The organism is Nonomuraea sp. NPDC049646, from assembly GCF_044465525.1.
In the GTDB taxonomy this organism is placed as follows: domain Bacteria; phylum Actinomycetota; class Actinomycetes; order Streptosporangiales; family Streptosporangiaceae; genus Nonomuraea.
In genome coordinates, this window is record NZ_JBITLU010000008.1 from 160,226 (window position 1) to 180,159 (window position 19,934).

Below are 19,934 nucleotides of genomic sequence, written 5' to 3' on the forward strand. Positions count from 1 at the left end.
CGCCCGTGAACACGCCGAACGACTCCATGGACGTCATCGAGACCCCTCGCCTGTCGCTCGTGCCCCTGCGGGTCGAGCACGCCGCGGAGATGGCCGCGGTGCTCGCCGACCCGCGCCTGCACGAGTTCACCGGCGGCGCTCCCGCCACGGGGGAGGAGCTGCGCGCCCGCTACGAACGCCTGGTCGCCGGCCCGATCGGCTGGCGCAACTGGGTGCTCCGCCTGCGCGCCGACGGCCGGCTGACCGGCTACGTGCAGGCGACCGTCGAGGCGGGCACGGCCGAGATCGCCTGGGTGGTCGGCGTGCCCTGGCAGGGCCGCGGCCTGGCCGCCGAGGCCGCCCGCGCCCTGGTCTCCTGGTGCGACGCCCGCGACGTCGGCACGGTCGTCGCCCACATCCACCCCGGCCACGCGGCCTCCGCCGCGGTCGCCGCCCACGCCGGCCTGCACCCCACCGATCTCGTGCACGACGGCGAGATCCGCTGGGAACGCGTCCGGCCGTGAGCCCTCTCGACGTGCGGGGGCTGGCGGATGCTTCATCGGGCGTGGCCTTTTAAGGTAGTTCTATGCCTCGTTTCCGCCACATCCTGGACACCATGCCCCCCTACAAGCCGGGCAAGGCCGTGGTCTCCGCCGACGGCCGGTCGTACAAGCTCTCCTCGAACGAATCCCCCTACGACCCGCTGCCCTCCGTGGTCGAGGCCGTCGCCGAGGGCGCCCGGCAGATCAACCGCTACCCCGACCCCGGCGCCGTCGGGCTGACCGAGGCCATCGCCGAGCGGTACGACGTGCCGTTCGAGCACATCGCGCTGGGCGCGGGCTCGGTCACGGTGGCCCAGCAGCTGTTCGAGACGGTCGGCGAGCCCGGCGTCGAGGTCGTCTACGCGTGGCGGTCGTTCGAGGCGTACCCGTTGCTGGCGGACCTGTCGGGGGTCACGTCCGTCCAGGTGCCGCTGGCGGGCGAGGACCACGACCTGGACGCCATGGCGGAGGCGATCACCGACCGCACCCGCATGGTCTTCGTGTGCAACCCCAACAACCCCACCGGCACCGCGATCCGCCGCGACGCCCTGGTGTCCTTCCTCGACCGCGTGCCGGAGAACGTGCTCGTGGTGCTGGACGAGGCCTACCGCGAGTACGTCCGCGACGAGGACGTCCCCGACGGCCTGACGCTCTACCGCGACCGGCCGAACGTCTGCGTGCTGCGCACCTTCTCCAAGGCGTACGGGCTGGCGGGCCTGCGGGTCGGCTACCTGATCGGGCACGAGCCCGTGGCGGCGGCCGTCCGCAAGACGATCATCCCGTTCGCCGTCAACCACCTCGCGCAGGTCGCCGCCGTCGCCTCGCTCAAGGCCGAGGACGAGCTGCTGGAGCGGGTCGAGCGGGTGGTCAAGGAGCGCGGCCGGGTCCGCGAGTCGCTGATCGAGCAGGGCTGGACGGTCCCGCCGACCGAGGCGAACTTCGTCTGGCTGCGGCTCGGCGAGCGCACCCTCGACTTCGCCGCCGCCTGCGCGGTGGAGGGCGTGGCCGTACGGCCGTTCGCGGGCGAGGGGGCCCGGGTGTCCATCGGCGACCCCGAGGCCAACGACGCCTTCCTCGCCGCGGCCAAGCAGTTCCGCGGTTAGGCGCTGACCTCTTCGGCGAGGGCCGCGGTCCTGGTCCTGGCGCGTCGTTCGGTGGAGACCACCAGGGCGACGCCCACCAGGATCACCGCCCCGCCGGCGATGATCTGCGGGGTCACGTGCTCGTTCACGACCAGCACGCCGAGGATCACCGCGACGACCGGGTTGACGTAGGCGTACGTGGAGACCAGCGAGATCGGCGCGTTCCCCAGCAGCCAGGTGTAGGCGGTGAAGCCGACCAGCGAGCCGACCAGCACCAGGTAGGCCAGCGCCGCCCAGGAACGTCCGGAGACGGCCGCGAGGTCGAGCCGTTCGCCGAGGATCGTGCCGGTCACGGCCAGGCCGGCGCCGCCGACCAGCATCTCGATCGAGCTGGCCGCGAAGGGGTTGGCGGGCATGGGGATGCGCGCCGACAGGAACGAGCCGACCGACCACGAGAACGAGGCCACCAGGATCACCACGATCCCGGTGGTGTCCACCGACTGGCCGCCGGTCAGCGACAGCGCCGCGACGCCGGCGAACCCGACGAGCACGCCGGCCAGCGTCAGCACGGCGGGCCGGTCCCTGACCAGGATCCGGAACACGACCAGCCAGAGCGGCACCGAGGCCACCAGCAGCGCGGCCAGGCCGCTGGAGATGTGCTGCTCGGCCACGGCGACCATGCCGTTGCCGCTGGTCAGCAGGAGCAGGCCGACCAGCCCGGCCCCGCAGAACTGCCGCCATGACACCCGGAACGGCTCCAGGCCCTTCCTGACCAGCAGGAAGCCGCCGAGCAGCAGCGCGGCCGTCACGAAACGCAGCGCGCCGCTCAGCATGGGGGGCATGGTCTCGATGGCGATCCTGATGCCGAGGTAGGTCGAGCCCCACACCACGTACACGATCGCCAGGGCGCTCCAGACGAGGACGGGAGCCCGGCTGTCAGTGGTGTTCATACTCATGGGTCATGACTGTATCGGGCAACTCCGACAAAGCGCCTGCGGGTCTCGGACTTCGCAATTTGGCGCGATATTAGCGACAGGCGGCTTTCGTGCCACTGTTGAGCGGGCGGGCCGGTTGAGACGATCGGGACTGACCAGCGATGAAGGGAAATGTCGTGTCAGCCGTCACCTCCACCCCGGCCGCCTCCAACGCCGCCGCCCTCGCCCACTTCGCCGCCCGCCTGGCCTTCGAGACCGACGTCTCCGACGTGGCCGCCGACCTGGCCGCCGGCGCGCCGGGCGTCGTGGTCGTGGACTCGCGCAGCCGGGAGAGCTGGGAGCAGGGGCACGTCCAGGGGGCGGTGCACCTGCCGACGGCCGAGATCGCCGCCGGGGCCGCCGCGCTGATCCCCCGGGACGTCACCGTCGTCACCTACTGCTGGGGTCCCGGCTGCAACGGCGCCACGCGGGCCGCGCTGGAGTTCGCCAGGCTCGGCTACGCGGTCAAGGAGATGCTAGGCGGTTTCGAGTACTGGGCCAGGGAGGGCTTTCCGGTCGAGACCGCCTCGGGAGTGAGCCGGCGACCGGTCGACGCCCTGACCGCGCCGGTGTCGGGGATCGCGTGCGCCTGCTGAACGCGGTGCGGGAATCGTGTGCGCCTGCTGAAGCGTCCCCGGCGGGTTGTGGTGACCGGCTATATCCGGACATGCCCGCCGGTCCGGCAGTGCCCCCAAACGGCCTCACAGCCCCGTCCGGACGCCTTCCGTAAAAAGGACGGCGACGAAGGGGCTGCGCGGGAAAGTTTGGCGCCCCCGTCCGAATCCCGTCGATCGGGGGCGTGGGAGAACATACCCGCATCTACTCGGGTCAACCAATAAGACCACAAGAGTCAAGCGGATTGTCTGTACCTTTGACTCCCCAGGTCAAGAACCGGGCACCCGTCGCCCCTGAAATGGGACGACGGGCCCCGTACGGTCACCGCGGTCCGAGCTTCTCCACGATGAGCCGGTAGAGCTGGCGCGGACGCCCCGGCTGCGGCGTGCGGTTCGGCGGAAGCGGCCACGCGAGTCCCTCGTCAACCAGCGTGCGCAGCAACCGCCGAGCCGTGCGCGGCGTCACCCCGAGCATCTTGCCCGCGCCCTCGGCGTCGACCACCGTGTCGCCGCCTTCGAGCTTGGCCGCCAGCCTGGCCAGCACCTCCACGCCCTTCGGCTTGAGCGCGGTCGACCCGGAGGGTGGCATCCGGGGGGCCGGGATGAGGGCCCGGCCCTCGCGGTCCACCGCGAACCCCTGCGCCTGCTTGCCCGCCTGGGTACGGGCCAGCGCGGCCCGCGCGTGCGACTCCGCGTCGTGCGTCGTCCGTCCCATCCCGACGCCCACCTCGACCGCCAGCCCCAGCTCGTCCCGGATCCGTGCCGCGAAGGGCAGCACCCTGAACCCGTCGGTGGCCGCGGCGATCGAGCCCCTGGTCGCGGTGACCAGGTAACTGTGATCGTCGATCGGCCAGACCGTCGCGTTGATCCGGTTCGCCTCCTGGACCAGTAACCGGTGCAGCGACAGCCGCAGCTCGTCGCGCCAGTAGCGCGGCGCCGCGCGCCGCACGGGCTCGCGCAGCGTCGGCACCTCCACCAGCACCACGGTGAGCTGCGACTCCTCCAGCCGGTGATGCGCCCCGAGCAGCGCCGCGGTGTGCAGCGCCGTCCGGACCGCGGCCGAGGTCGGCCTGATCCTGATGACTGGCACGCCCGCGGCGTGCAGGCGTTCGGCCACCGCGGGCAGGCACGTCAGTGCCCCCGAGGTGGCGCCCTGGCGGGCCAGCCGTTCGTGGTAGGCCGCGATCGTGCCCGTGGCTCCGGGCTCGTCGCGGCTGTGCACGTCCGTGGCCGGTATGCCGAGGTCGGTGTACGCCTCCTCGACGTCCGCCCTGCTGACCACGTCCACGCTGACCCGTTGCGGGTCCATCCGAGTGTCAAGTGCGGCCTTCGCCAGCGCCGCCACCAATGCCGCTCCGCCGAGTTGCACGTAGGTCGCGGGCATCGTCAGCACGCCTGATCGCCGGGCCAGGTCGTAAGGGACCGGGCTGGCGAACAGGCACGCGTCGACACCGGGACCGAGCCGCGTCACCTTGTCGGGCGCCTCCTGCTCATCGCGGTAAGCGGCCGCGACCAGGCGACACGGCAGCGGTGCCGCGGCGTGACCCATCAGCATGACTCGCTCGACCAGGTCGTGGGGTCCGACCACGCCGATGGTGAGGTCCGGTGTCATGGCGCCCGGGCGTGACACTCGGGGAGTTTCTTCGGCCCTCTCGACCAATGTTCGTCCCATCCTGCCGTCCGTTGCAGTGCTCTCTTTTGGAACGATCGCTCGCGGGGGCCGTAATGTCACGCCCGACTTTTCCGGAAAGTCGTTCTGGTTGACCGCCCGACAAGATGTCTCAGCAGCTCAACGCGGTTTTTCTCATGTTTTTTAGCGCTCAGAAATCTCTCGTGTAATGTCCGCGCCGAGCGCGCGCATTCGCGTCGCGAGATGTGCGTGGCCGCGATCGATGAGGTATCCGGACTCGATGACGGTCTCGCCTTCGGCCGCCAGACCGGCGAGCACGAGCGCGATACCGGAGCGCAGATCGTGCGCCGTGACTTGCGCGCCCTTGAGCGGCGTGCGCCCGCGCACGACGGCCCTGCTGTCGTCGACCTCGACGTCGGCGCCCATCTTGTTGAGCTCGCCGGCCAGCGCGAAGCGGCCGTCGAAGATGCGCTCGTGGATGTAGCTCGTGCCGTCGGCCAGGGCGGCCACCGTCATCATCGGCGACTGCAGGTCGGTCGCGAACCCGGGGTAGGTGTCGGTGATGATGTTGATGGGCCGCAGCGGGCGGTCGCACCGCACGTGCAGCACCGCGCCCTGCCGGGCGAAGTCGACGCCCATCTGCTCCAGCTTGTAGCGGACGACGCCCAGGTCGAGGCCGGTGCCCACGAGGCTGAGCTCGCCGCCGGTGATCGCCGCGGCCATCGCGAACACGCCCGCGTCGAGCCGGTCGGGCATCACGGTGTGCTCGACGGCGTGCAGCTCCTCCACGCCCTCGACGGTGATGAACCCGGTGCCGCCGCCGCTGATGCGCGCGCCCATCTTGGTGAGCATGTCGATGACGTCGAGCACTTCCGGCTCAAGGGCCGCGTTCTCGATCACCGTCGTGCCCTTGGCCAGGGCGGCGGCCATGATCAGGTTCTCGGTGCCGGTGTGGGAGGGCGTGTCGAGGTAGAGCGTCGCGCCGGTCAGGCCGCTGGCCTTGACGTGGATGACGGTCTCGCCCTCGTCGACGACCGCGCCCAGCCGCTTGTAGCCCAGGTAGTGGAAGTCGAGGTTGCGGCTGCCGAGGTTGCAGCCGCCCACGCCCTCCACGATCGCCTCGCCCAGCCGGTGGAGCAGCGCGGGGGTGAACAGCACCGAGCCGCGGAACCGGCGCGCGATCTCGGCCGGCAGCACGGGGCTGCTCAGCCGGGAGGCGTCGATGACCAGCGTGCGCTCGGACTCGTGCAGCTCCACGTACGCGCCGATCGCCTCGGCCAGCTCGACCGCGCGCCGGACGTCTTCGATGATCGGCACGTTCCGCAGCACGGTACGGCCCTTGGCGGCCAGCAGAGCCGCACCGATCATGGGAAGCACGGCGTTCTTCGCGCCCTGGATGAACGCGGTTCCACGCAGTGCGTTGCCACCGCGCACGCGGTAACGGACCATTTCGTGCGGCTCCTTGAAATCAACGGTGAGGCTCGATCGGGCCAACAGTAGTGGCTGACACCAGGTGACCCAGCCGAATCATCCGCTAAAGGGAGCCCCCGTGACGCGCTCATACGCTTCTAGGTATCGCTGCCTTGTGCGCTCGACAACGTGCTCGGGAAGTCGAGGTGGGGGGTTTCCAGAGGATTTGTCCCATCCAGATTCGGGCGACAGTAGCCAATCACGTACATATTGCTTATCGAAAGAAGGTTGCGCCCGGCCCGGCTGCCATTCGTCGGCCGGCCAGAACCGCGACGAGTCCGGCGTCAGCACCTCGTCGCCCAGGGTCAGCACGCCGTCGGCGTCCCAGCCCAGCTCGATCTTGGTGTCGGCCAGGATGATGCCGCGCTCGCGGGCGATCTCCGCGCCGCGCGTGTAGACGTCGAGCGTGATGCGCCGCAGCTCGCCGGCCGTCTCCGCGCCGACCTCTGCGACCACCTGATCGAAGGAGATCGGCTCGTCGTGCTCGCCCTGCGGGGCCTTCGTCGAGGGGGTGAAGATCGGCTCCGGCAGGCGGGAGCCGTCCTCCAGCCCCGGGGGCAGCGGCACCCCGGAGACCGTGCCGGTCGCGCGGTACTCCGACAGGCCGCCGCCGGTCAGGTAGCCGCGGGCCACGCACTCCACCTGGACCATGCGCAGCGGCTTGCACACCACGCTGCGCGCGTCGTCGCCCCTGGCCAGGATGTGGTTGGGCACGACGTCCTTGAGCTGGTCGAACCACCACAGCGACATCTGCGTGAGGATGGCGCCCTTGTCGGGGATGCCGGGCTCCAGCACGTAGTCGAAGGCCGAGATGCGGTCGGAGGCGACCATCAGCAGCAGGCCCTCGTCGGTCTCGTAGAGGTCGCGTACCTTGCCGGAGTGCAGATGCTTCATCGGGCGATGTCCGTCCTGTGGTGCGAGCCGCGCAGCTCGACGCGGTCGACGAGGTCGTAGGCGTTGCGGCGGGCGCTGGCCTGGTCGGGGCCGTGGCCGACGACGGTCAGCACCCGGCCGCCGTTGGAGACGACCTCGCCGCCGGGGCCGCGCGCGGTGCCGGCGTGGATCACGTACGCGTTGTCGGTCTCGGTCAGGCCGGTGATCACGTCGCCCTTGACCGGGGAGTCGGGGTAGTTCTCCGCCGCGATCACCACGGTCACCGCCGAGCCGTCCTTGAACACCGGGTCGAGGCCCAGCTCGCCGGTGGCGCAGGCCATCAGCAGCCCGCCGAGCGGCGTCTCCAGCCGGTCGAGCAGAACCTGCGTCTCGGGGTCGCCGAAGCGGGCGTTGAACTCGACCACCTTCGGCCCCTTCCCGGTCAGGGCCAGCCCCACGTAGAGCACCCCCTGGTACGGCAGCCCGCGCCGCCCCAGCTCGGCGATCGTCGGGTGCACGACCTCGCGCATGACCTGCTCGGTCAGCCCCTCCGGAGCCCAGGGGAGCGGCGTGTACGCGCCCATGCCGCCGGTGTTGGGCCCCTCGTCGCCGTCGAAGGCGCGCTTGAAGTCCTGGGCGAGCTGGAGCGGCACCGCCGTGCTGCCGTCGCAGAGCGCGAACAGCGACACCTCCGGCCCGTCGAGGAACTCCTCGATGACCACCCGCTCGCAGGCCCGCGCGTGCTCCAGCGCCTGGTCGCGGTCGCGCGTGACGACCACGCCCTTGCCCGCGGCGAGGCCGTCGTCCTTGACGACGTAGGGGGCGCCGAACTCGTCGAGCGCGGCGGCGGCCTCCTCCTCGGTCTCGCACGTGCGGGCCCGGGCGGTGGGCACGTCGGCGGCCTTCATGATCTCCTTGGCGAACGCCTTGGAGCCTTCGAGCATGGCCGCCTCGCGGGTCGGGCCGAAGCAGGCGATGCCGGCCTCGCGCACGGCGTCGGCCACGCCCGCGACGAGCGGCGCCTCCGGCCCAATGACGACGAGGTCGGCCCCCAGCCGCCCGGCCAGCTCGGCCACCTGCGCGGGATCGACGGGATCGACGGGATGAACGGTCGCGACGCCTTCGATGCCCGCGTTACCGGGAGCACAGTGGAGCTCGCTGACCTGGGGATCGAGTTTGAGCGAACGGCACAGGGCGTGCTCACGCCCTCCGGAACCAATGACTAGAACGCGCACGTGCCCCATTGTCGCAGGCCCGGCCCCCTCGCCCGGCGCGGGTCCCGGGCGGGCGGCGGGCAGGCGGCGGGCAGGTGGCGGGCGCGTTCCGGGCGGACCCCGAGCAGGTTCCGGGCGGGTCGCGGGCAGGTCGAATGCCGGAACAAGCCCGCATCTTTGTGCGGTTCTACCTGAACCGAGCGCCCTCCGGCGAGTATCGTCGTTTGGGTTCACCCGCCTGTGGTAGGTTAAGGCGGCTTTGCGGCGTCTCTTGTGATTGGAGGTGGTCCGGGATGAATCCTGGTGATCCCAGCAGTACGTGCTCTCCCACGTACGCCCCAGTTACCCCCGACCACTCCAATCCGGCAGCCTGATCGTGCCTCCACGCATTTGTGTTCGATTGAGGTGACTTTTCATCGCGCGTGGAGCGTGCCAGGTCGGGCGGAAAGGGACTGCCATGCGCTCGTCCACGCTTTTCCGTCGCATCAACCGTCACCCTGTTCAGCCGCATGCCGCACGCCCGCTCACCAAGCCGGTGCGTGAGGTCTGCGTGCCTCCTGTCGACTCCATCGTCGAATTCGGCGCCTACATCCAGGGCAAGAAGGTCTGCGCCCCGGGCATCGTCGAGTCCCTCGACCTCGTCCGCGAGCACAACAAGAACTCCGACGGCGCGAACGCGTTCGTCTGGGTCGGGCTGCACGAGCCCGAGGCGCCCGAGGTGGAGTGGTTGTCCGAGGTCTTCGGGCTGCACCCGCTGGCCGTAGAGGACGCCGTCAAGGCCCACCAGCGTCCCAAGGTCGAGCGCTACGGCGAGTCGATGTTCATGGTGCTGAAGACGGTCGCCTACCTCGACCACGACGAGCTGACGGCCAACAGCGAGATCATCGCCACCGGCGAGATCATGGTGTTCCTCGGCGTCGACTTCGTGGTCACCGTGCGCCACGGCGAGCACTGCCCGCTCACCCTGGTCCGCGAGCGCCTTGAGGACAAGCCCAAGCTGATGAACCGCGGCCCGGCCGGCGTGCTGCACGCCATCGCCGACCACGTCGTCGACCAGTACCTCCAGGTGGCCGACCTGATGCAGCTGGAGCTCGAAGAGGTCGAGGCGACCGTCTTCGCCGACGTCAGCTCCCGCGACATCAACCGGATCTACCAGCTCAAGCGGGAGATGCTGGAGATGAAGCGGGCCGTGACCCCGCTGCAGTCGCCGCTGTCGGCGCTGCCGCAGCGCCGCGTCATCCCCTCGGAGATGCGCGAGTACTTCCGCGACGTCGGCGACCACCTGTCCCGCGTGTGCGAGCAGGTCGAGTCCTCCAACGAACTGTGCAGCTCGATCCTGCAGGCCGCCCTGGCCCGCTCGAACGCCCTGGCCAACGAGGACATGCGCAAGATCTCGTCGTGGGTCGCCATCCTGGCCGTGCCGACGATGATCGCCGGCATCTACGGCATGAACTTCGACTTCATGCCCGAGACCAAGCAGGTCTGGGGCTATCCGGCGGTGCTGGCCGTGATGATCACGGCCTGCGTGCTGCTGCACCGCGGCTTCCGCCGCAACGGCTGGCTCTGAGCGCCGCGCCCAGAGGCTCAAGCGCTTGAGCGTCGCTCAGACGCTCACGGGCTCGGGCGATCCTCAGACGCTCACGGCTTGAGCGATGCTCAGACGCTCACGGGCTTGAGCGGCCGGACGCCCTCCGGCAGGTCGAGGCCGCGCTCGCGCCACAGCTCCCGCATGCGGTCGGGGTAGTCGGTCACGATCCCGGCCACGCCGAGGTCGATCATGCGACCGGCCAGGGCCTGGTCGTTGACCGTCCAGACCGCCACGTCGAGGCCGGCCGCGGCCGCCTGGGCCATCAGCTTCTCGTCGACCATCACGTGCTCGGGCGACAGCGTGGTGGCCCCGGCCTCGCGGGCGGCGGCCGGGATGTCGTCGCCCAGCCCGCCCTCGTGCCAGTGGAGCGTGTCGAGCTCGATCAGCGCGAACCGCCTGGCCGCCGGCGCCAGCCGGGCCGCGTGCCTGATGACCCGCCAGTCGAAGCTGAGGACGGCGGCGTTGCCCAGCCTGCCGTGCCGGTCGAGCTCCTCGACCACCAGCTCGGTGAACATCTCCGGGTCGGCCGTCAGCTCCGGCCTGGTCGGGTCGGACTTCAGCTCGACGTGCAGCCGCACGTGCTCGGCCTCGTAGGCGTTGACCAGCCCGAGCACCGCGCCGAGCGTGGGCATCCTGGTCTCCGGCATGGCGACCTGGGTGAGCGCGAACGGGTCGTCGAGGTGGCGCGGCAGGCGTACGCCCACGTCGAGCGTGCGCAGCTGGGCGAGGCTGAGCGCGTTGATCGGCTTGCCCACGTACGGGAAGAGCGGATCGTCCTGCCGCAGCGGCCGGCGGTCGGCACTGGTGACGGCCGAGACCGTGAGGTCGTGCGTGAGCACGAGGCGGCGATCGGCGGTGAGGGCGACGTCGAGCTCAAGCGCGTGAACGCCCAGCTCCATCGTGCGGCTCAGCCCTGGCAGGGTGTTCTCCGGCCACAGGCCCCGCGCTCCCCGGTGACCATGAATCTCAACGCGCACACCGGGGACACTACCTGGCTGGAGGGCCGCTGAGGCAGTGCCACGCCGTGTCCTTTTTATCCTGCTACGCCCAGGTCGGCAGTGAAGGCGTCAAGAGGACTCTCCGCCCGCTTATTGCACGATAAATGCAACTACCTTGCAATAAGCTGGAGCTCATGACGGAGGTTCTCAAACATGCCCATTCAGCAACAGTCCGGGCATGGGTGGACGGCTGGGTGATCTCCCGCAACGCCCCTCGGCCCGTACCCGAACCCTGGGGCCTCAGAGTGGACGTCGGCCTTCCCGGCCACGTGGCGCGGCACGTCGTCCCCACCCCTACCGCGGAGATCCTGGACCACCTGACCGGCGCCCTCACCGTCCCCGGCACCTGGCTCAAGCTCTGCGCCCCCGCCGAGGCGGTCGCCCCCTCCCTGCCCCCGCGATGGTCCGTGCAGGAGCAGGAGTACATGATGACCACCGCGTCCCTGGCCCGCACCACCCCGAAGGCCCCCGCCGGCTACACCCTGGCGATCACCACCAGGGCGGGGGTGACCGTGGCCCGGCTGCTCACGGCCGCGGGCGAGGTCGCGGCGCGCGGCCAGTTCGCCGTCGCGGACCGGGCCGCCGTGATCGACCAGGTGGAGACGGCCGCCGAGCACCGCCGGCGCGGCCTCGGCACGGTCGTCATGGCCGCGCTCGCCGCCGCCGCCGTCTCCCGCGGCGCCCGTACGGGCATCCTGGTCGCCACCGCCGCTGGCCAGGCCCTGTACGAGACGCTGGGCTGGACCCTGCACACCCCGATGACCGCCGCCGTCCTCACCGCCGGCGACCCGGCGGAGGAGGGGCCCGCAGGCCGGCCGTAGCGCCCTGACCCGCGAGGGCCCGGCGGTCGGCCGTAGCCTCGTGACACGCGAGGGGCCCGGCGCCCGGCCGCAGCCCCGTGACACGCGAGGGGCCCGGCGCGTTCCCGCGCCGGGCCCCTCGTCACGTGCCGGTCAGACCAGCGACCGCACCACGACGGTCTGGTCGCGGCCGGGGCCGACGCCGATCGCCGAGATGGGCGCCCCGCTCATCTCCTCCAGCGCCCGCACGTACGACTGCGCGTTCGGCGGCAGGTCGTCGAACGACTTGGCGTTGGAGATGTCCTCCTTCCAGCCCGGCAGCTCCTCGTAGACCGGGACCGCGTGGTGGAAGTCGGTCTGGGTCATCGGGATCTCGTCGAACCGCACGCCGTCGACCTCGTAGGCCACGCACACCGGGATGCGCTCCAGCCCCGACAGGATGTCGAGCTTGGTGAGGAAGTAGTCGGTGATCCCGTTGATCCGGGTCGCGTAGCGGGCGATCACCGCGTCGAACCAGCCGCAGCGCCGGTTGCGGCCGGTGGTGACGCCGTACTCGCCGCCGGTCCTGCGCAGCCATTCGCCCGTCTCGTCGGTCAGCTCGGTCGGGAACGGCCCCGAGCCCACGCGGGTCGTGTACGCCTTCAGAATCCCGATGATCTTCGTGAGCCGGTTCGGCGGGATGCCCGCCCCGGCGCACGCGCCCCCGGACGTCGGCGAGGAGGAGGTGACGAACGGGTACGTGCCGTGGTCGATGTCCAGCAGCGTGCCCTGACCGCCCTCCAGCAGCACGAACTTGCCCTCGTCCAGCGCCTTGGACAGCACCAGCGAGGTGTCGGCGATGTGCGGCTTGAGCCGTTCGGCGTAGGCCAGGTACTCCTCCAGCACGGCGGCCGGGTCGATGCCGCGCCGGTTGTAGACCTTGGTCAGCACCTGGTTCTTCTCGGTCAGGGCGACCTCGATCTTCTTGGCCAGGATGCCCGGGTCGAGCAGGTCCTGGACCCGCACGCCCATCCGGGCGATCTTGTCGCCGTACGCGGGGCCGATGCCGCGTCCGGTGGTGCCGATCTTGGCCTTGCCCAGATAGCGCTCGGTGACCTTGTCCAGCGCCTTGTGGTGCGGCATGATCAGGTGCGCGTTGGACGAGATCAGCAGGCGTTCGGCGGAGATGCCCCGCTCGGCCAGCCCGTCGATCTCGCTCAGCAGCACCCCCGGGTCGATCACCACACCGTTGCCGATGACCGGTACGACGTCCGGCGACAGGATCCCCGTCGGCAGAAGATGCAGAGCGTATTTCTGGTCACCGATGACGACGGTGTGTCCCGCGTTGTTGCCACCCTGATAACGGACGACGTAGTCGACGTCGCCACCGAGCAGGTCGGTGGCCTTGCCCTTGCCCTCATCGCCCCACTGGGCCCCAACGAGAACGGCAGCCGGCATTGTTCAGTCTCCCGAGCACAAAACGAAACCCCTGGCGCAAGTGCGACAGGGGCTCTTGCGTAGAGAGACTACCCGAGTCTGCCTATTCGTCCCAAGGCGCGTGGGCCCAATGCGGGCCCAATGCGCTGCTAACCCTTGGTCAGCGCCTCATATCCGGTCTCGCTGCTGTCCTTGAGGAACTGCAGGCAACGCTCGGCCTCGTCCTTCTCGCCGATGGACTGCGCCGCTCTGGACAGGGCGTGCAGGCAGCGCAGGAAGCCGCGGTTGGGCTCGTGCTCCCACGGGATGGGACCGTGGCCCTTCCAGCCGTTCCTGCGCAGCTGGTCGAGGCCGCGATGGTAGCCCGTGCGGGCGAAGGCGTAGGAGGTGACGGCATGGCCCTGCGCGAAGTACTCCTCCGCGAGCGCGGCCCAGGCCGCCGGGTGGGCGGGGAAGCGGGCGGCCACGTCGGCGGCCTTGGCCCCGGATTCCAGCGCCTCCCTGGCCTCGGGCAGGTCCGGCAGGTGAGTCGGGGGCGGCCCGGCGAGAAGGTTATCCATAGGACAAGTCATACCCGCCGTGCCGCCCAAGTGGCTAGGAGATCTTCGTCCCACTGCTCTTGAGGTTGTGGCAGGCCTCCGCCACGCGGGCCGCCATGCCGGTCTCGGCGCTCTTGCCGTAGGCGCGCGGGTCGTAGGCCTTCTTGTTGCCGACCTCGCCGTCGACCTTCAGGACGCCGTCGTAGTTGCGGAACATGTGGTCGGCGATCGGCCTGGTGAAGGCGTACTGGGTGTCGGTGTCGACGTTCATCTTCACCACGCCGTAGGAGATGGCCTCGTGGATCTCCTCCAGCAGCGAGCCGGAGCCGCCGTGGAAGACCAGGTCGAACGGCTTGTCCTTGCCGTACTTGGCGCCGACCGCCTCCTGGATCTCCTTCAGCACGCTCGGCCGCAGCTTCACGTGGCCCGGCTTGTAGACGCCGTGCACGTTGCCGAACGTGGCGGCCAGCATGTAGCGGCCCCGGTCGCCGACGCCGACGGCCTCGGCCGTGGCCAGCGCGTCCTCGGCGGTGGTGTAGAGCTTCTCGTTGATCTCGCCGACGACGCCGTCCTCCTCGCCGCCGACGACGCCGATCTCCATCTCCATGATGATCCGGGCGCGGGCGCACTTGTCGAGGAGTTCCTTGGCGATCTCCAGGTTCTCCTCCAGCGGCACGGCCGAGCCGTCCCACATGTGCGACTGGAAGAGCGGGTCGAGGCCCTTGGACACCCGCTCCAGCGAGATGTCGATCAGCGGCCGCATGTAGCCGTCGAGCTTGTCCTTCGGGCAGTGGTCGGTGTGCAGCGCCACCGTGACCGGGTATTTGGCGGCCACCACCCGCGCGTACTCGGCCAGCGCGGTCGCGCCCGTCACCATGTCCTTGACCGTGGTGCCGGAGAGGAACTCCGCGCCGCCCGTGGACACCTGCACGATGCCGTCGCTCTCGGCCTCGGCGAACCCGCGCAGCGCGGCGTTCAAGGTCTGAGAAGAGGTCACGTTGATCGCCGGATAGGCGAACCCGCCCGCCTTGGCACGGTCGAGCATCTCGGCGTAGACCTCTGGAGTCGCGATGGGCATGAGTCATCTCCCTGAGAAGTACGGCTTCGCGCCTGCCCAGTATCCCGGCTCCCAACCACAACTGGTAGTGACAACGCGAGCCGGATGGCCACATCCGATTCGCTCGGCTCCAGGTAGGCTCACGGGGTGGACTGGCTCTGGAATCTCCTCGACCCGACGTGGTGGCTCACCATCCTCGGCGCCTTCGCCACCATCGGCGTCCTGGCGATCATCTTCGCCGAGACGGGTCTGCTGCTCGGCTTCTTCCTGCCGGGCGACTCGCTGCTGGTGGCGGCGGGGATCTTCAGTTCCGCGTCGCTGGTCGTGGGCGAGGCGCCGCCGATCTCCTTCCCCGTCCTGGTGATCGGCACACCGCTGTGCGCCATCGCGGGCGCCCAGCTCGGCCACTTCCTGGGGGCGAGGTTCGGCAGGAAGATGTTCGACCGGCCCGACTCGCGGCTGTTCAAACGCGAACACGTGATGCGCGCCGAGGAGTTCTTCCAGAAGTTCGGCCCGGCGCGGGCGGTCGTGCTGGCGCGGTTCGTGCCGATCGTCCGCACGTTCATGAACCCGGTGGCCGGCGTCCTGGAGATGCCCGCCAGGCGCTTCTTCCTGTGGAACGTCATCGGCGGCGTGGTCTGGGTCGAGGGCCTGGTGCTGCTCGGCTACTTCCTCGGCAGCAAGGTCGATCCCAAGCAGATCGACAAGTACATCCTGCCGGGCGTGTTCATCATCGTCTTCATCTCGCTGATCCCGATCATCGTCGAGGTCGTCAAGAAGCGCCGCGAGCGCAAGCGGCTGCCGCTGCCCAACGGCAAGCACCACCGCGTGCCCTCCAGCACCGACCCCCAGCACTGACCTCAGGCGCCGGCAGGGGGCCCGGCGTTACCGCCGGGTACAGTGCCGCCTGTGGGACGCCACAGGTCAGATCCGATGGGAATCGCCCGATCAGCCCTCGTCGTCCTCGCGGTGGGGGCCGTGGTGACGCTGGTGGTCGTCGGCGTGCGCGCCCTGGTGGGCTCGTCCGGCTCGCAGCCTGAGCGGCCGGCGCCCACGGCCGCGCCCGTGCGGGCGAGCGAGGGCAGGGCGCCGACCGTGCGCATCGAGTGCCTGGCCGAGGTCTGCCCCACGGTGACCGTCCGCGTCCCCGGCGGGGACGTGCTGCACCATCGCGAGATGAGCAGGGGCGAAGAGGTCAGCTACTTCGAGCCCGAGCTCGACGTCGTGCTCGGCGACGCGGGCACCGTCCGCGTCACCGAGAACGGCAGCCCCCGCGCCCCCGGTGAGCAGGGCGCGAGGGAGGCCTTCACAGCCCGAGGTCCTGGAGGGTGAAGGCGGTGCGGTAGTCGAGCCCCTCCTCCGCCATCCGCGCGCCCGCGCCCCGGTCGACGATCGTGGCCACGGCCACCACCTCGGCGCCCGCCTCCCGCAGCGCCTCGACGGCGGTCAGCGGCGAGCCGCCGGTCGTCGAGGTGTCCTCCACGGCCAGCACCCGGCGGCCCTTCACCTCGGGCCCCTCGATCCGGCGCTGCATGCCGTGCGACTTCTGCGCCTTGCGCACCACGAACGCGTCGAGCGTGCGCCCGCGCGCCGCCGCCGCGTGCAGCATCGCGCAGGCCACCGGGTCGGCCCCCATCGTGAGCCCGCCGACGGCGTCGAAGTCGAGATCGTCGGTCAGGTCGAGCATCACCTTGCCGACGAGCGGCGCGGCCACCCCGTCGAGCGTGATCCGCCGCAGGTCGAGGTAGAAGTCGGCCTCCTTGCCCGAGGAGAGCGTGACCTTGCCGTGGACGACGGCCTTGCGCTTGATCTCGGCCAGCAGGTTGTCGCGGTCTGTCATGCGCCCAAGCTTAGGGTCCCAGGCTCAGCGTCCTGATGAGAGCCAGGGCCTGCGCGTGCGCGCGGGGGAGCCGGCGCACCCGGACGCGGGGCTGTCGGCCGTACAGGATCTCCGTGGCGCGCAGGTCGGCGACCTTGCCGGCCAGCCCGTCGTCCTCCCTGGTCACCGCGCCGACGCGGGTGGGCGCGAGCAGCGCCAGCGTCTCGTCGCCGGTGAACGCCTTGCGCAGCGCCGTGGCCAGGTTGAGCGCCGCCGCCAGCCGCTCGGCCAGCTCCGCGATCTGCCCGTACGGCTCGGCCACCACCAGCAGGTGCCCGCCCGCGACCGCCCCCCGGTAGAGCTCGCCCAGTCTGGTACGCAGGTAGGCCACCGTGGCCAGGCCGGTCAGCGGGTCCTCGCACTGCAAATCGTTCATGGGCGCGAAGCTCTGCTCGGCCCACCCGGCCGCGTACGCCCGTACCAGCGGGAACGCCGGCTCTCCTCGATCGGTGACGGCGAACAGCGCCGCCAGGTCGCCCAGCCCCTCGGTGATCCCCACCCCCGCCCCGGCGCGCGCCGCGCCCAGCTCCTCACAGGCGCGCGGCAGGTCGCCGCCGTCCGTCACGGCCTTGATCGCGTACGCCACCGCCGGGGTCCACCAGTCGTCGGCCAGCGACCAGCCCTCCGCCATGCTGCGGCCGCGCCAGCGCGACAGCACGTCCTCGTCCATGCGTCCTCCCGTGGTCCTCAGAGGTAAAGACGCCGCTTCGGTTTAGTCATGACGGAGAATGCGGAATGATTGCGCGGGGCAACCCGCTGTAATCGTGAGGTCACAATGAGTGTGGAATCGCCGCGGAGCGATGCGGACCTGCTGAAGGAGGTCCGGGCCGGCGACGCGACCGCGTACGGACGGCTCTACGAGCGTCACGTGGCCGCGGCGCGCGCGCTGGCCAGGCAGCTCGTCAGGGGCGAGTCCGAGGTCGAGGACGTCGTGGCCGAGTCGTTCACGAAGATCCTCGACCTGGTGGGCAGGGGCGGCGGGCCCGAGTCGGGGTTCCGCACGTACCTGCTGACCGTCGTGCGCCGTACCGTCTACGACCGCGGCCGGGTCGAGAGCCGCCAGGTGACCACCGGCGAGATCGAGCGCTACGACGCGGGCGTGCCCTTCGTCGATCCCGCGCTCGTCGGCCTGGAGCGGTCGATGATCTCGCGGGCGTTCCTGTCGCTGCCCGAGCGGTGGCGGGCGGTGCTCTGGCACACCGAGGTGGAGAAGTGCAAGCCCGCCGAGGTCGCGCCGCTGCTCGGCCTGTCGGCCAACGGGGTGGCGGCGCTGGCCTACCGGGCGCGCGAGGGGCTGCGGCAGGCGTACCTGCAGATGCACCTGCGCGCGGCGCCGCAGCACGAGTGCCGTCCGGTGCTCGGCAAGATGGGCGCCTACGTCAGGGGCGGCCTGGCCAGGCGCGACTCACGCGCGGTCGACGACCACGTGAACGACTGCGAGGAGTGCCACGGCGTCCTGCTCGAACTGACCGACGTCAACCGCGGCCTGCGCGTCATCGTCGGCCCGCTGATCGCCGGCCCGGTGTTCAGCGGCTACGCCGCGGCGCTGGCCAAGGCGGGCGCGGCCGGCGGCGGCGCGGGCTGGCTGCTGCGGCTGTCCGGCCCGCTGCGGCGGGCGCCCTCGCGGCAGCAGGTGGTGGCGGCGGGCGGCGTCGCGGTCGCGTCCGCGGCGGTGGCGGCGTTCGTGCTGGTGTCCGGGGAGTCGCCGGTGGCCGAGCGGCCGGTGGCCAAGCCCGTGCCGGTGGCCCGGCCCTCGGCGTCGGTGCGGCCGGTGCCGCTGCCCGTGGCGAGCGAGCCGCCGGCGCGCGTCCCGCCGCCGCGGAAGGAGCCGCGGGGCCGGGCGCGGCTGCGGGCCACGATCGGCGCGCTCGGCGCCCTCGTACGCGCCCAGCCCGGCATCGTCGGCATGCGCCTGCGCAACGACGGCGACGGCCCGAGCGGCGAGCTGGCCGCGACCGTCGAGCTGCCGCCCGGCGTGACGCTGCTGCCGCCGGCCAGGCGCGGGCACGGCGTGGCGCTGCTCCAGCCCGTGGGCACGGTCGACGGCTGGTCCTGCCGGCCGGCCGGGCAGGGCGCGCGGTGCGTCAGGCAGCCGCTGGCCGCCGGGCAGGGCACGGCGGTGTTCCTGCGCGTGCTGGTGTCGGAGCTGGCCCCCGAGGGCGCCGGGCCCGCCGTGCGCGTCGACGCCGACGACCTCCACGTCGACGCGCGGGCCGCGCAGGGCGTGCGCACGGTGGGGGCCTCGGCCCGGTTCGCCACCGAGGGCAGGGTGGCCGTCCGGGCGATCGGCAACACGCTGCTGAGCTGTCCCGAGGAGCACGACGGCTGTCCCGAGGCCAGGCGCCGCCAGGGCGACCAGCGCGACAACGACCTGTGGCCGATGACCCCCCTCGACCAGGACGCCAGCCCGGCCACCAGCGCCTCCAGCGCGGCCCGGCTCACCCTGCCCAAGGACGGCCGGGTCGTGTGGGCCGGCCTCTACTGGTCGGCGAGCGGGGCGGCGGCGGGGCCCGTCAAGGTCAGGGCGCCGGGGCGGCGCACGTACGTGTCGGTCCGTCCCGACCACGTCACGGCTCTCGACATGCCGCTCGGCCCGGCCTACCAGGCGTTCGCCGACGTCACCGCGCTGGCCGGGCAGGCGCGGCCGGGCGGCCTGTGGTGGGCGGCCGACGCGCCGATGGCGGCGGGGGCCTCCAGCCACGCCGGGTGGAGCCTGGTGGTGGTCGTGACCGGGCCGCGGGAGCCGTACAGCCAGGCCGTGGTGCTCGACACGGCGACCGTGATCGGCGGCGCGGCCAGGAAGGTGCGCATGCCGCTCGGCGGCCTGAGCCCGGCCGCCGCGCCGGCCCGCGCCGAGCTGGTGACCTGGGAGGGCGACGCCGATCTCCAGGGCGACAAGGTCTCGCTCGGCACCGGCGCGATCGTCCCGGAGGGCGGCGACCGCGAGCGGGCCAACGTCTTCGACGGCTCCGCCAACGGCGCCAGGGGCATGACCTTCGGCGTCGACGTCGACACGGTCGACGCCGAGCTGGGCCGCGATCCGGCGCTGACGATCGTGACAGACAAGGACGTCGTGCTCTTCGGCGCGGCCGCGCTGACCGTCAGGGCACGCTCATGACCGCAAACAGGACGAACTGGTACGGTCTGCCTAAATGGTCTGGCTGCACGGCGGCCCGCGGTCGAATCGTCGGGATTCACCCTCGCGCGATCACCTGCTTTCATTACCCTGAAAGAGGGCCGCCGAGTCCGGTCTCTGACGGTGCAGAGCCAGCAAGGTCG

The 19,934-nt window shown here is 71.2% G+C and carries 19 protein-coding genes; 8 read left to right on the top strand and 11 right to left on the bottom strand.

Annotation, left to right across the window (positions count from 1 at the left end):
• The first annotated feature begins 5 nt into the window (after positions 1–5).
• Entirely contained in the window at positions 6–503 is a 498-nt protein-coding gene (locus tag ACIBQ8_RS24740; protein ID WP_397172679.1) for a GNAT family N-acetyltransferase, read from the top strand.
• Positions 504–565: 62 nt separating this feature from the next.
• Positions 566–1,624: a histidinol-phosphate transaminase gene (gene hisC / locus ACIBQ8_RS24745; protein ID WP_397172680.1), complete on the top strand. Its 1,059-nt coding sequence runs from the start codon at positions 566–568 to the stop codon at positions 1,622–1,624.
• On the opposite strand, the gene ACIBQ8_RS24750 is transcribed toward hisC, so the two are convergent.
• On the bottom strand, positions 1,621–2,559 hold the full coding sequence (locus tag ACIBQ8_RS24750) for an EamA family transporter (protein WP_397193065.1): 939 nt from the start codon (positions 2,557–2,559) through the stop codon (positions 1,621–1,623). The two genes, hisC and ACIBQ8_RS24750, sit on opposite strands and share 4 nt — an antisense overlap.
• Before the next feature lie 155 nt (positions 2,560–2,714).
• Here ACIBQ8_RS24750 and ACIBQ8_RS24755 point away from each other — a divergent pair, with 155 nt between their 5' ends.
• Positions 2,715–3,173, top strand: coding sequence for a rhodanese-like domain-containing protein (locus ACIBQ8_RS24755; protein WP_397172684.1), 459 nt, complete (start codon positions 2,715–2,717; stop codon positions 3,171–3,173).
• Between the two features lie 340 nt (positions 3,174–3,513).
• Here ACIBQ8_RS24755 and ACIBQ8_RS24760 read toward each other — a convergent pair whose 3' ends face one another.
• From ACIBQ8_RS24760 to purD, 4 genes are all read right to left on the bottom strand, one after another.
• Positions 3,514–4,803 carry a GTP cyclohydrolase IIa gene (locus ACIBQ8_RS24760; protein ID WP_352357559.1) on the bottom strand — a complete coding sequence of 430 codons (1,290 nt, stop codon included), beginning with the start codon at positions 4,801–4,803 and terminating at the stop codon, positions 3,514–3,516.
• Positions 4,804–5,004: 201 nt separating this feature from the next.
• Positions 5,005–6,270, bottom strand: coding sequence for a UDP-N-acetylglucosamine 1-carboxyvinyltransferase (murA, locus tag ACIBQ8_RS24765; protein ID WP_397193066.1), 1,266 nt, complete (start codon positions 6,268–6,270; stop codon positions 5,005–5,007).
• 78 nt (positions 6,271–6,348) lie between these two features.
• The gene (locus tag ACIBQ8_RS24770) at positions 6,349–7,185 is read right to left on the bottom strand and encodes a phosphoribosylaminoimidazolesuccinocarboxamide synthase (RefSeq protein ID WP_397193067.1); all 837 of its coding nucleotides are present in this window, start codon (positions 7,183–7,185) and stop codon (positions 6,349–6,351) included.
• Positions 7,182–8,399: a phosphoribosylamine--glycine ligase gene (gene purD / locus ACIBQ8_RS24775; protein WP_397193068.1), complete on the bottom strand. Its 1,218-nt coding sequence runs from the start codon at positions 8,397–8,399 to the stop codon at positions 7,182–7,184. Before purD ends, ACIBQ8_RS24770 begins: the two co-directional genes overlap by 4 nt.
• Before the next feature lie 529 nt (positions 8,400–8,928).
• Here purD and corA point away from each other — a divergent pair.
• The gene (gene corA, locus ACIBQ8_RS24780) at positions 8,929–9,945 is read left to right on the top strand and encodes a magnesium/cobalt transporter CorA (RefSeq protein WP_397172691.1); all 1,017 of its coding nucleotides are present in this window, start codon (positions 8,929–8,931) and stop codon (positions 9,943–9,945) included.
• Positions 9,946–10,034: 89 nt separating this feature from the next.
• On the opposite strand, the gene ACIBQ8_RS24785 is transcribed toward corA, so the two are convergent.
• Positions 10,035–10,943 carry a glycerophosphodiester phosphodiesterase family protein gene (locus tag ACIBQ8_RS24785; RefSeq protein ID WP_397172693.1) on the bottom strand — a complete coding sequence of 303 codons (909 nt, stop codon included), beginning with the start codon at positions 10,941–10,943 and terminating at the stop codon, positions 10,035–10,037.
• A gap of 266 nt (positions 10,944–11,209) precedes the next feature.
• Here ACIBQ8_RS24785 and ACIBQ8_RS24790 point away from each other — a divergent pair, with 266 nt between their 5' ends.
• Positions 11,210–11,785, top strand: coding sequence for a GNAT family N-acetyltransferase (locus ACIBQ8_RS24790; RefSeq protein ID WP_397193069.1), 576 nt, complete (start codon positions 11,210–11,212; stop codon positions 11,783–11,785).
• A 132-nt stretch (positions 11,786–11,917) separates the two neighbouring features.
• On the opposite strand, the gene ACIBQ8_RS24795 is transcribed toward ACIBQ8_RS24790, so the two are convergent.
• The 3 genes from ACIBQ8_RS24795 to fbaA all read right to left on the bottom strand — a co-directional run bounded on the left by ACIBQ8_RS24795 (position 11,918) and on the right by fbaA (position 14,797).
• Positions 11,918–13,201 (bottom strand): adenylosuccinate synthase, encoded by a 1,284-nt coding sequence (locus ACIBQ8_RS24795; RefSeq protein WP_397172697.1) that lies wholly within the window; start codon positions 13,199–13,201, stop codon positions 11,918–11,920.
• A 128-nt stretch (positions 13,202–13,329) separates the two neighbouring features.
• Positions 13,330–13,740: a DUF3151 domain-containing protein gene (locus ACIBQ8_RS24800; protein WP_352318011.1), complete on the bottom strand. Its 411-nt coding sequence runs from the start codon at positions 13,738–13,740 to the stop codon at positions 13,330–13,332.
• Between the two features lie 34 nt (positions 13,741–13,774).
• Complete coding sequence (gene fbaA, locus ACIBQ8_RS24805; protein WP_352318009.1) at positions 13,775–14,797, bottom strand: class II fructose-bisphosphate aldolase; 1,023 nt, start codon at positions 14,795–14,797, stop codon at positions 13,775–13,777.
• Between the two features lie 126 nt (positions 14,798–14,923).
• Here fbaA and ACIBQ8_RS24810 point away from each other — a divergent pair, with 126 nt between their 5' ends.
• Together ACIBQ8_RS24810 and ACIBQ8_RS24815 are read left to right on the top strand one after the other, a co-directional pair.
• The gene (locus ACIBQ8_RS24810; protein WP_397172699.1) at positions 14,924–15,634 is read left to right on the top strand and encodes a DedA family protein; all 711 of its coding nucleotides are present in this window, start codon (positions 14,924–14,926) and stop codon (positions 15,632–15,634) included.
• Positions 15,635–15,709: 75 nt separating this feature from the next.
• A complete protein-coding gene (locus ACIBQ8_RS24815; protein WP_397172701.1) occupies positions 15,710–16,108 on the top strand; it encodes a hypothetical protein in 399 nt (132 codons plus the stop codon).
• On the opposite strand, the gene pyrE is transcribed toward ACIBQ8_RS24815, so the two are convergent.
• Both pyrE and ACIBQ8_RS24825 read right to left on the bottom strand, forming a co-directional pair.
• Positions 16,083–16,616, bottom strand: a complete 534-nt coding sequence (gene pyrE, locus ACIBQ8_RS24820) for an orotate phosphoribosyltransferase (RefSeq protein ID WP_352357535.1) — start codon at positions 16,614–16,616, stop codon at positions 16,083–16,085. The two genes, ACIBQ8_RS24815 and pyrE, sit on opposite strands and share 26 nt — an antisense overlap.
• A gap of 10 nt (positions 16,617–16,626) precedes the next feature.
• Positions 16,627–17,325 carry a hypothetical protein gene (locus ACIBQ8_RS24825; protein ID WP_397193070.1) on the bottom strand — a complete coding sequence of 233 codons (699 nt, stop codon included), beginning with the start codon at positions 17,323–17,325 and terminating at the stop codon, positions 16,627–16,629.
• A 105-nt stretch (positions 17,326–17,430) separates the two neighbouring features.
• Between ACIBQ8_RS24825 and ACIBQ8_RS24830 the strand changes: the two genes are divergently transcribed.
• Positions 17,431–19,773 carry a sigma-70 family RNA polymerase sigma factor gene (locus tag ACIBQ8_RS24830; RefSeq protein ID WP_397193071.1) on the top strand — a complete coding sequence of 781 codons (2,343 nt, stop codon included), beginning with the start codon at positions 17,431–17,433 and terminating at the stop codon, positions 19,771–19,773.
• Positions 19,774–19,934 lie beyond the last annotated feature (161 nt).

Coding starts and splice junctions, on each gene's coding strand:
- hisC (WP_397172680.1), top strand. CDS start 566: ATGCCTCGTTTCCGCCACATCCTGGACACCATGCCCCCCTACAAGCCG.
- ACIBQ8_RS24750 (WP_397193065.1), bottom strand. CDS start 2,559: ATGAGTATGAACACCACTGACAGCCGGGCTCCCGTCCTCGTCTGGAGC.
- ACIBQ8_RS24760 (WP_352357559.1), bottom strand. CDS start 4,803: ATGACACCGGACCTCACCATCGGCGTGGTCGGACCCCACGACCTGGTC.
- murA (WP_397193066.1), bottom strand. CDS start 6,270: ATGGTCCGTTACCGCGTGCGCGGTGGCAACGCACTGCGTGGAACCGCG.
- ACIBQ8_RS24770 (WP_397193067.1), bottom strand. CDS start 7,185: ATGAAGCATCTGCACTCCGGCAAGGTACGCGACCTCTACGAGACCGAC.
- ACIBQ8_RS24795 (WP_397172697.1), bottom strand. CDS start 13,201: ATGCCGGCTGCCGTTCTCGTTGGGGCCCAGTGGGGCGATGAGGGCAAG.
- ACIBQ8_RS24800 (WP_352318011.1), bottom strand. CDS start 13,740: ATGGATAACCTTCTCGCCGGGCCGCCCCCGACTCACCTGCCGGACCTG.
- fbaA (WP_352318009.1), bottom strand. CDS start 14,797: ATGCCCATCGCGACTCCAGAGGTCTACGCCGAGATGCTCGACCGTGCC.
- ACIBQ8_RS24815 (WP_397172701.1), top strand. CDS start 15,710: ATGGGAATCGCCCGATCAGCCCTCGTCGTCCTCGCGGTGGGGGCCGTG.
- pyrE (WP_352357535.1), bottom strand. CDS start 16,616: ATGACAGACCGCGACAACCTGCTGGCCGAGATCAAGCGCAAGGCCGTC.
- ACIBQ8_RS24825 (WP_397193070.1), bottom strand. CDS start 17,325: ATGGACGAGGACGTGCTGTCGCGCTGGCGCGGCCGCAGCATGGCGGAG.
- ACIBQ8_RS24830 (WP_397193071.1), top strand. CDS start 17,431: ATGAGTGTGGAATCGCCGCGGAGCGATGCGGACCTGCTGAAGGAGGTC.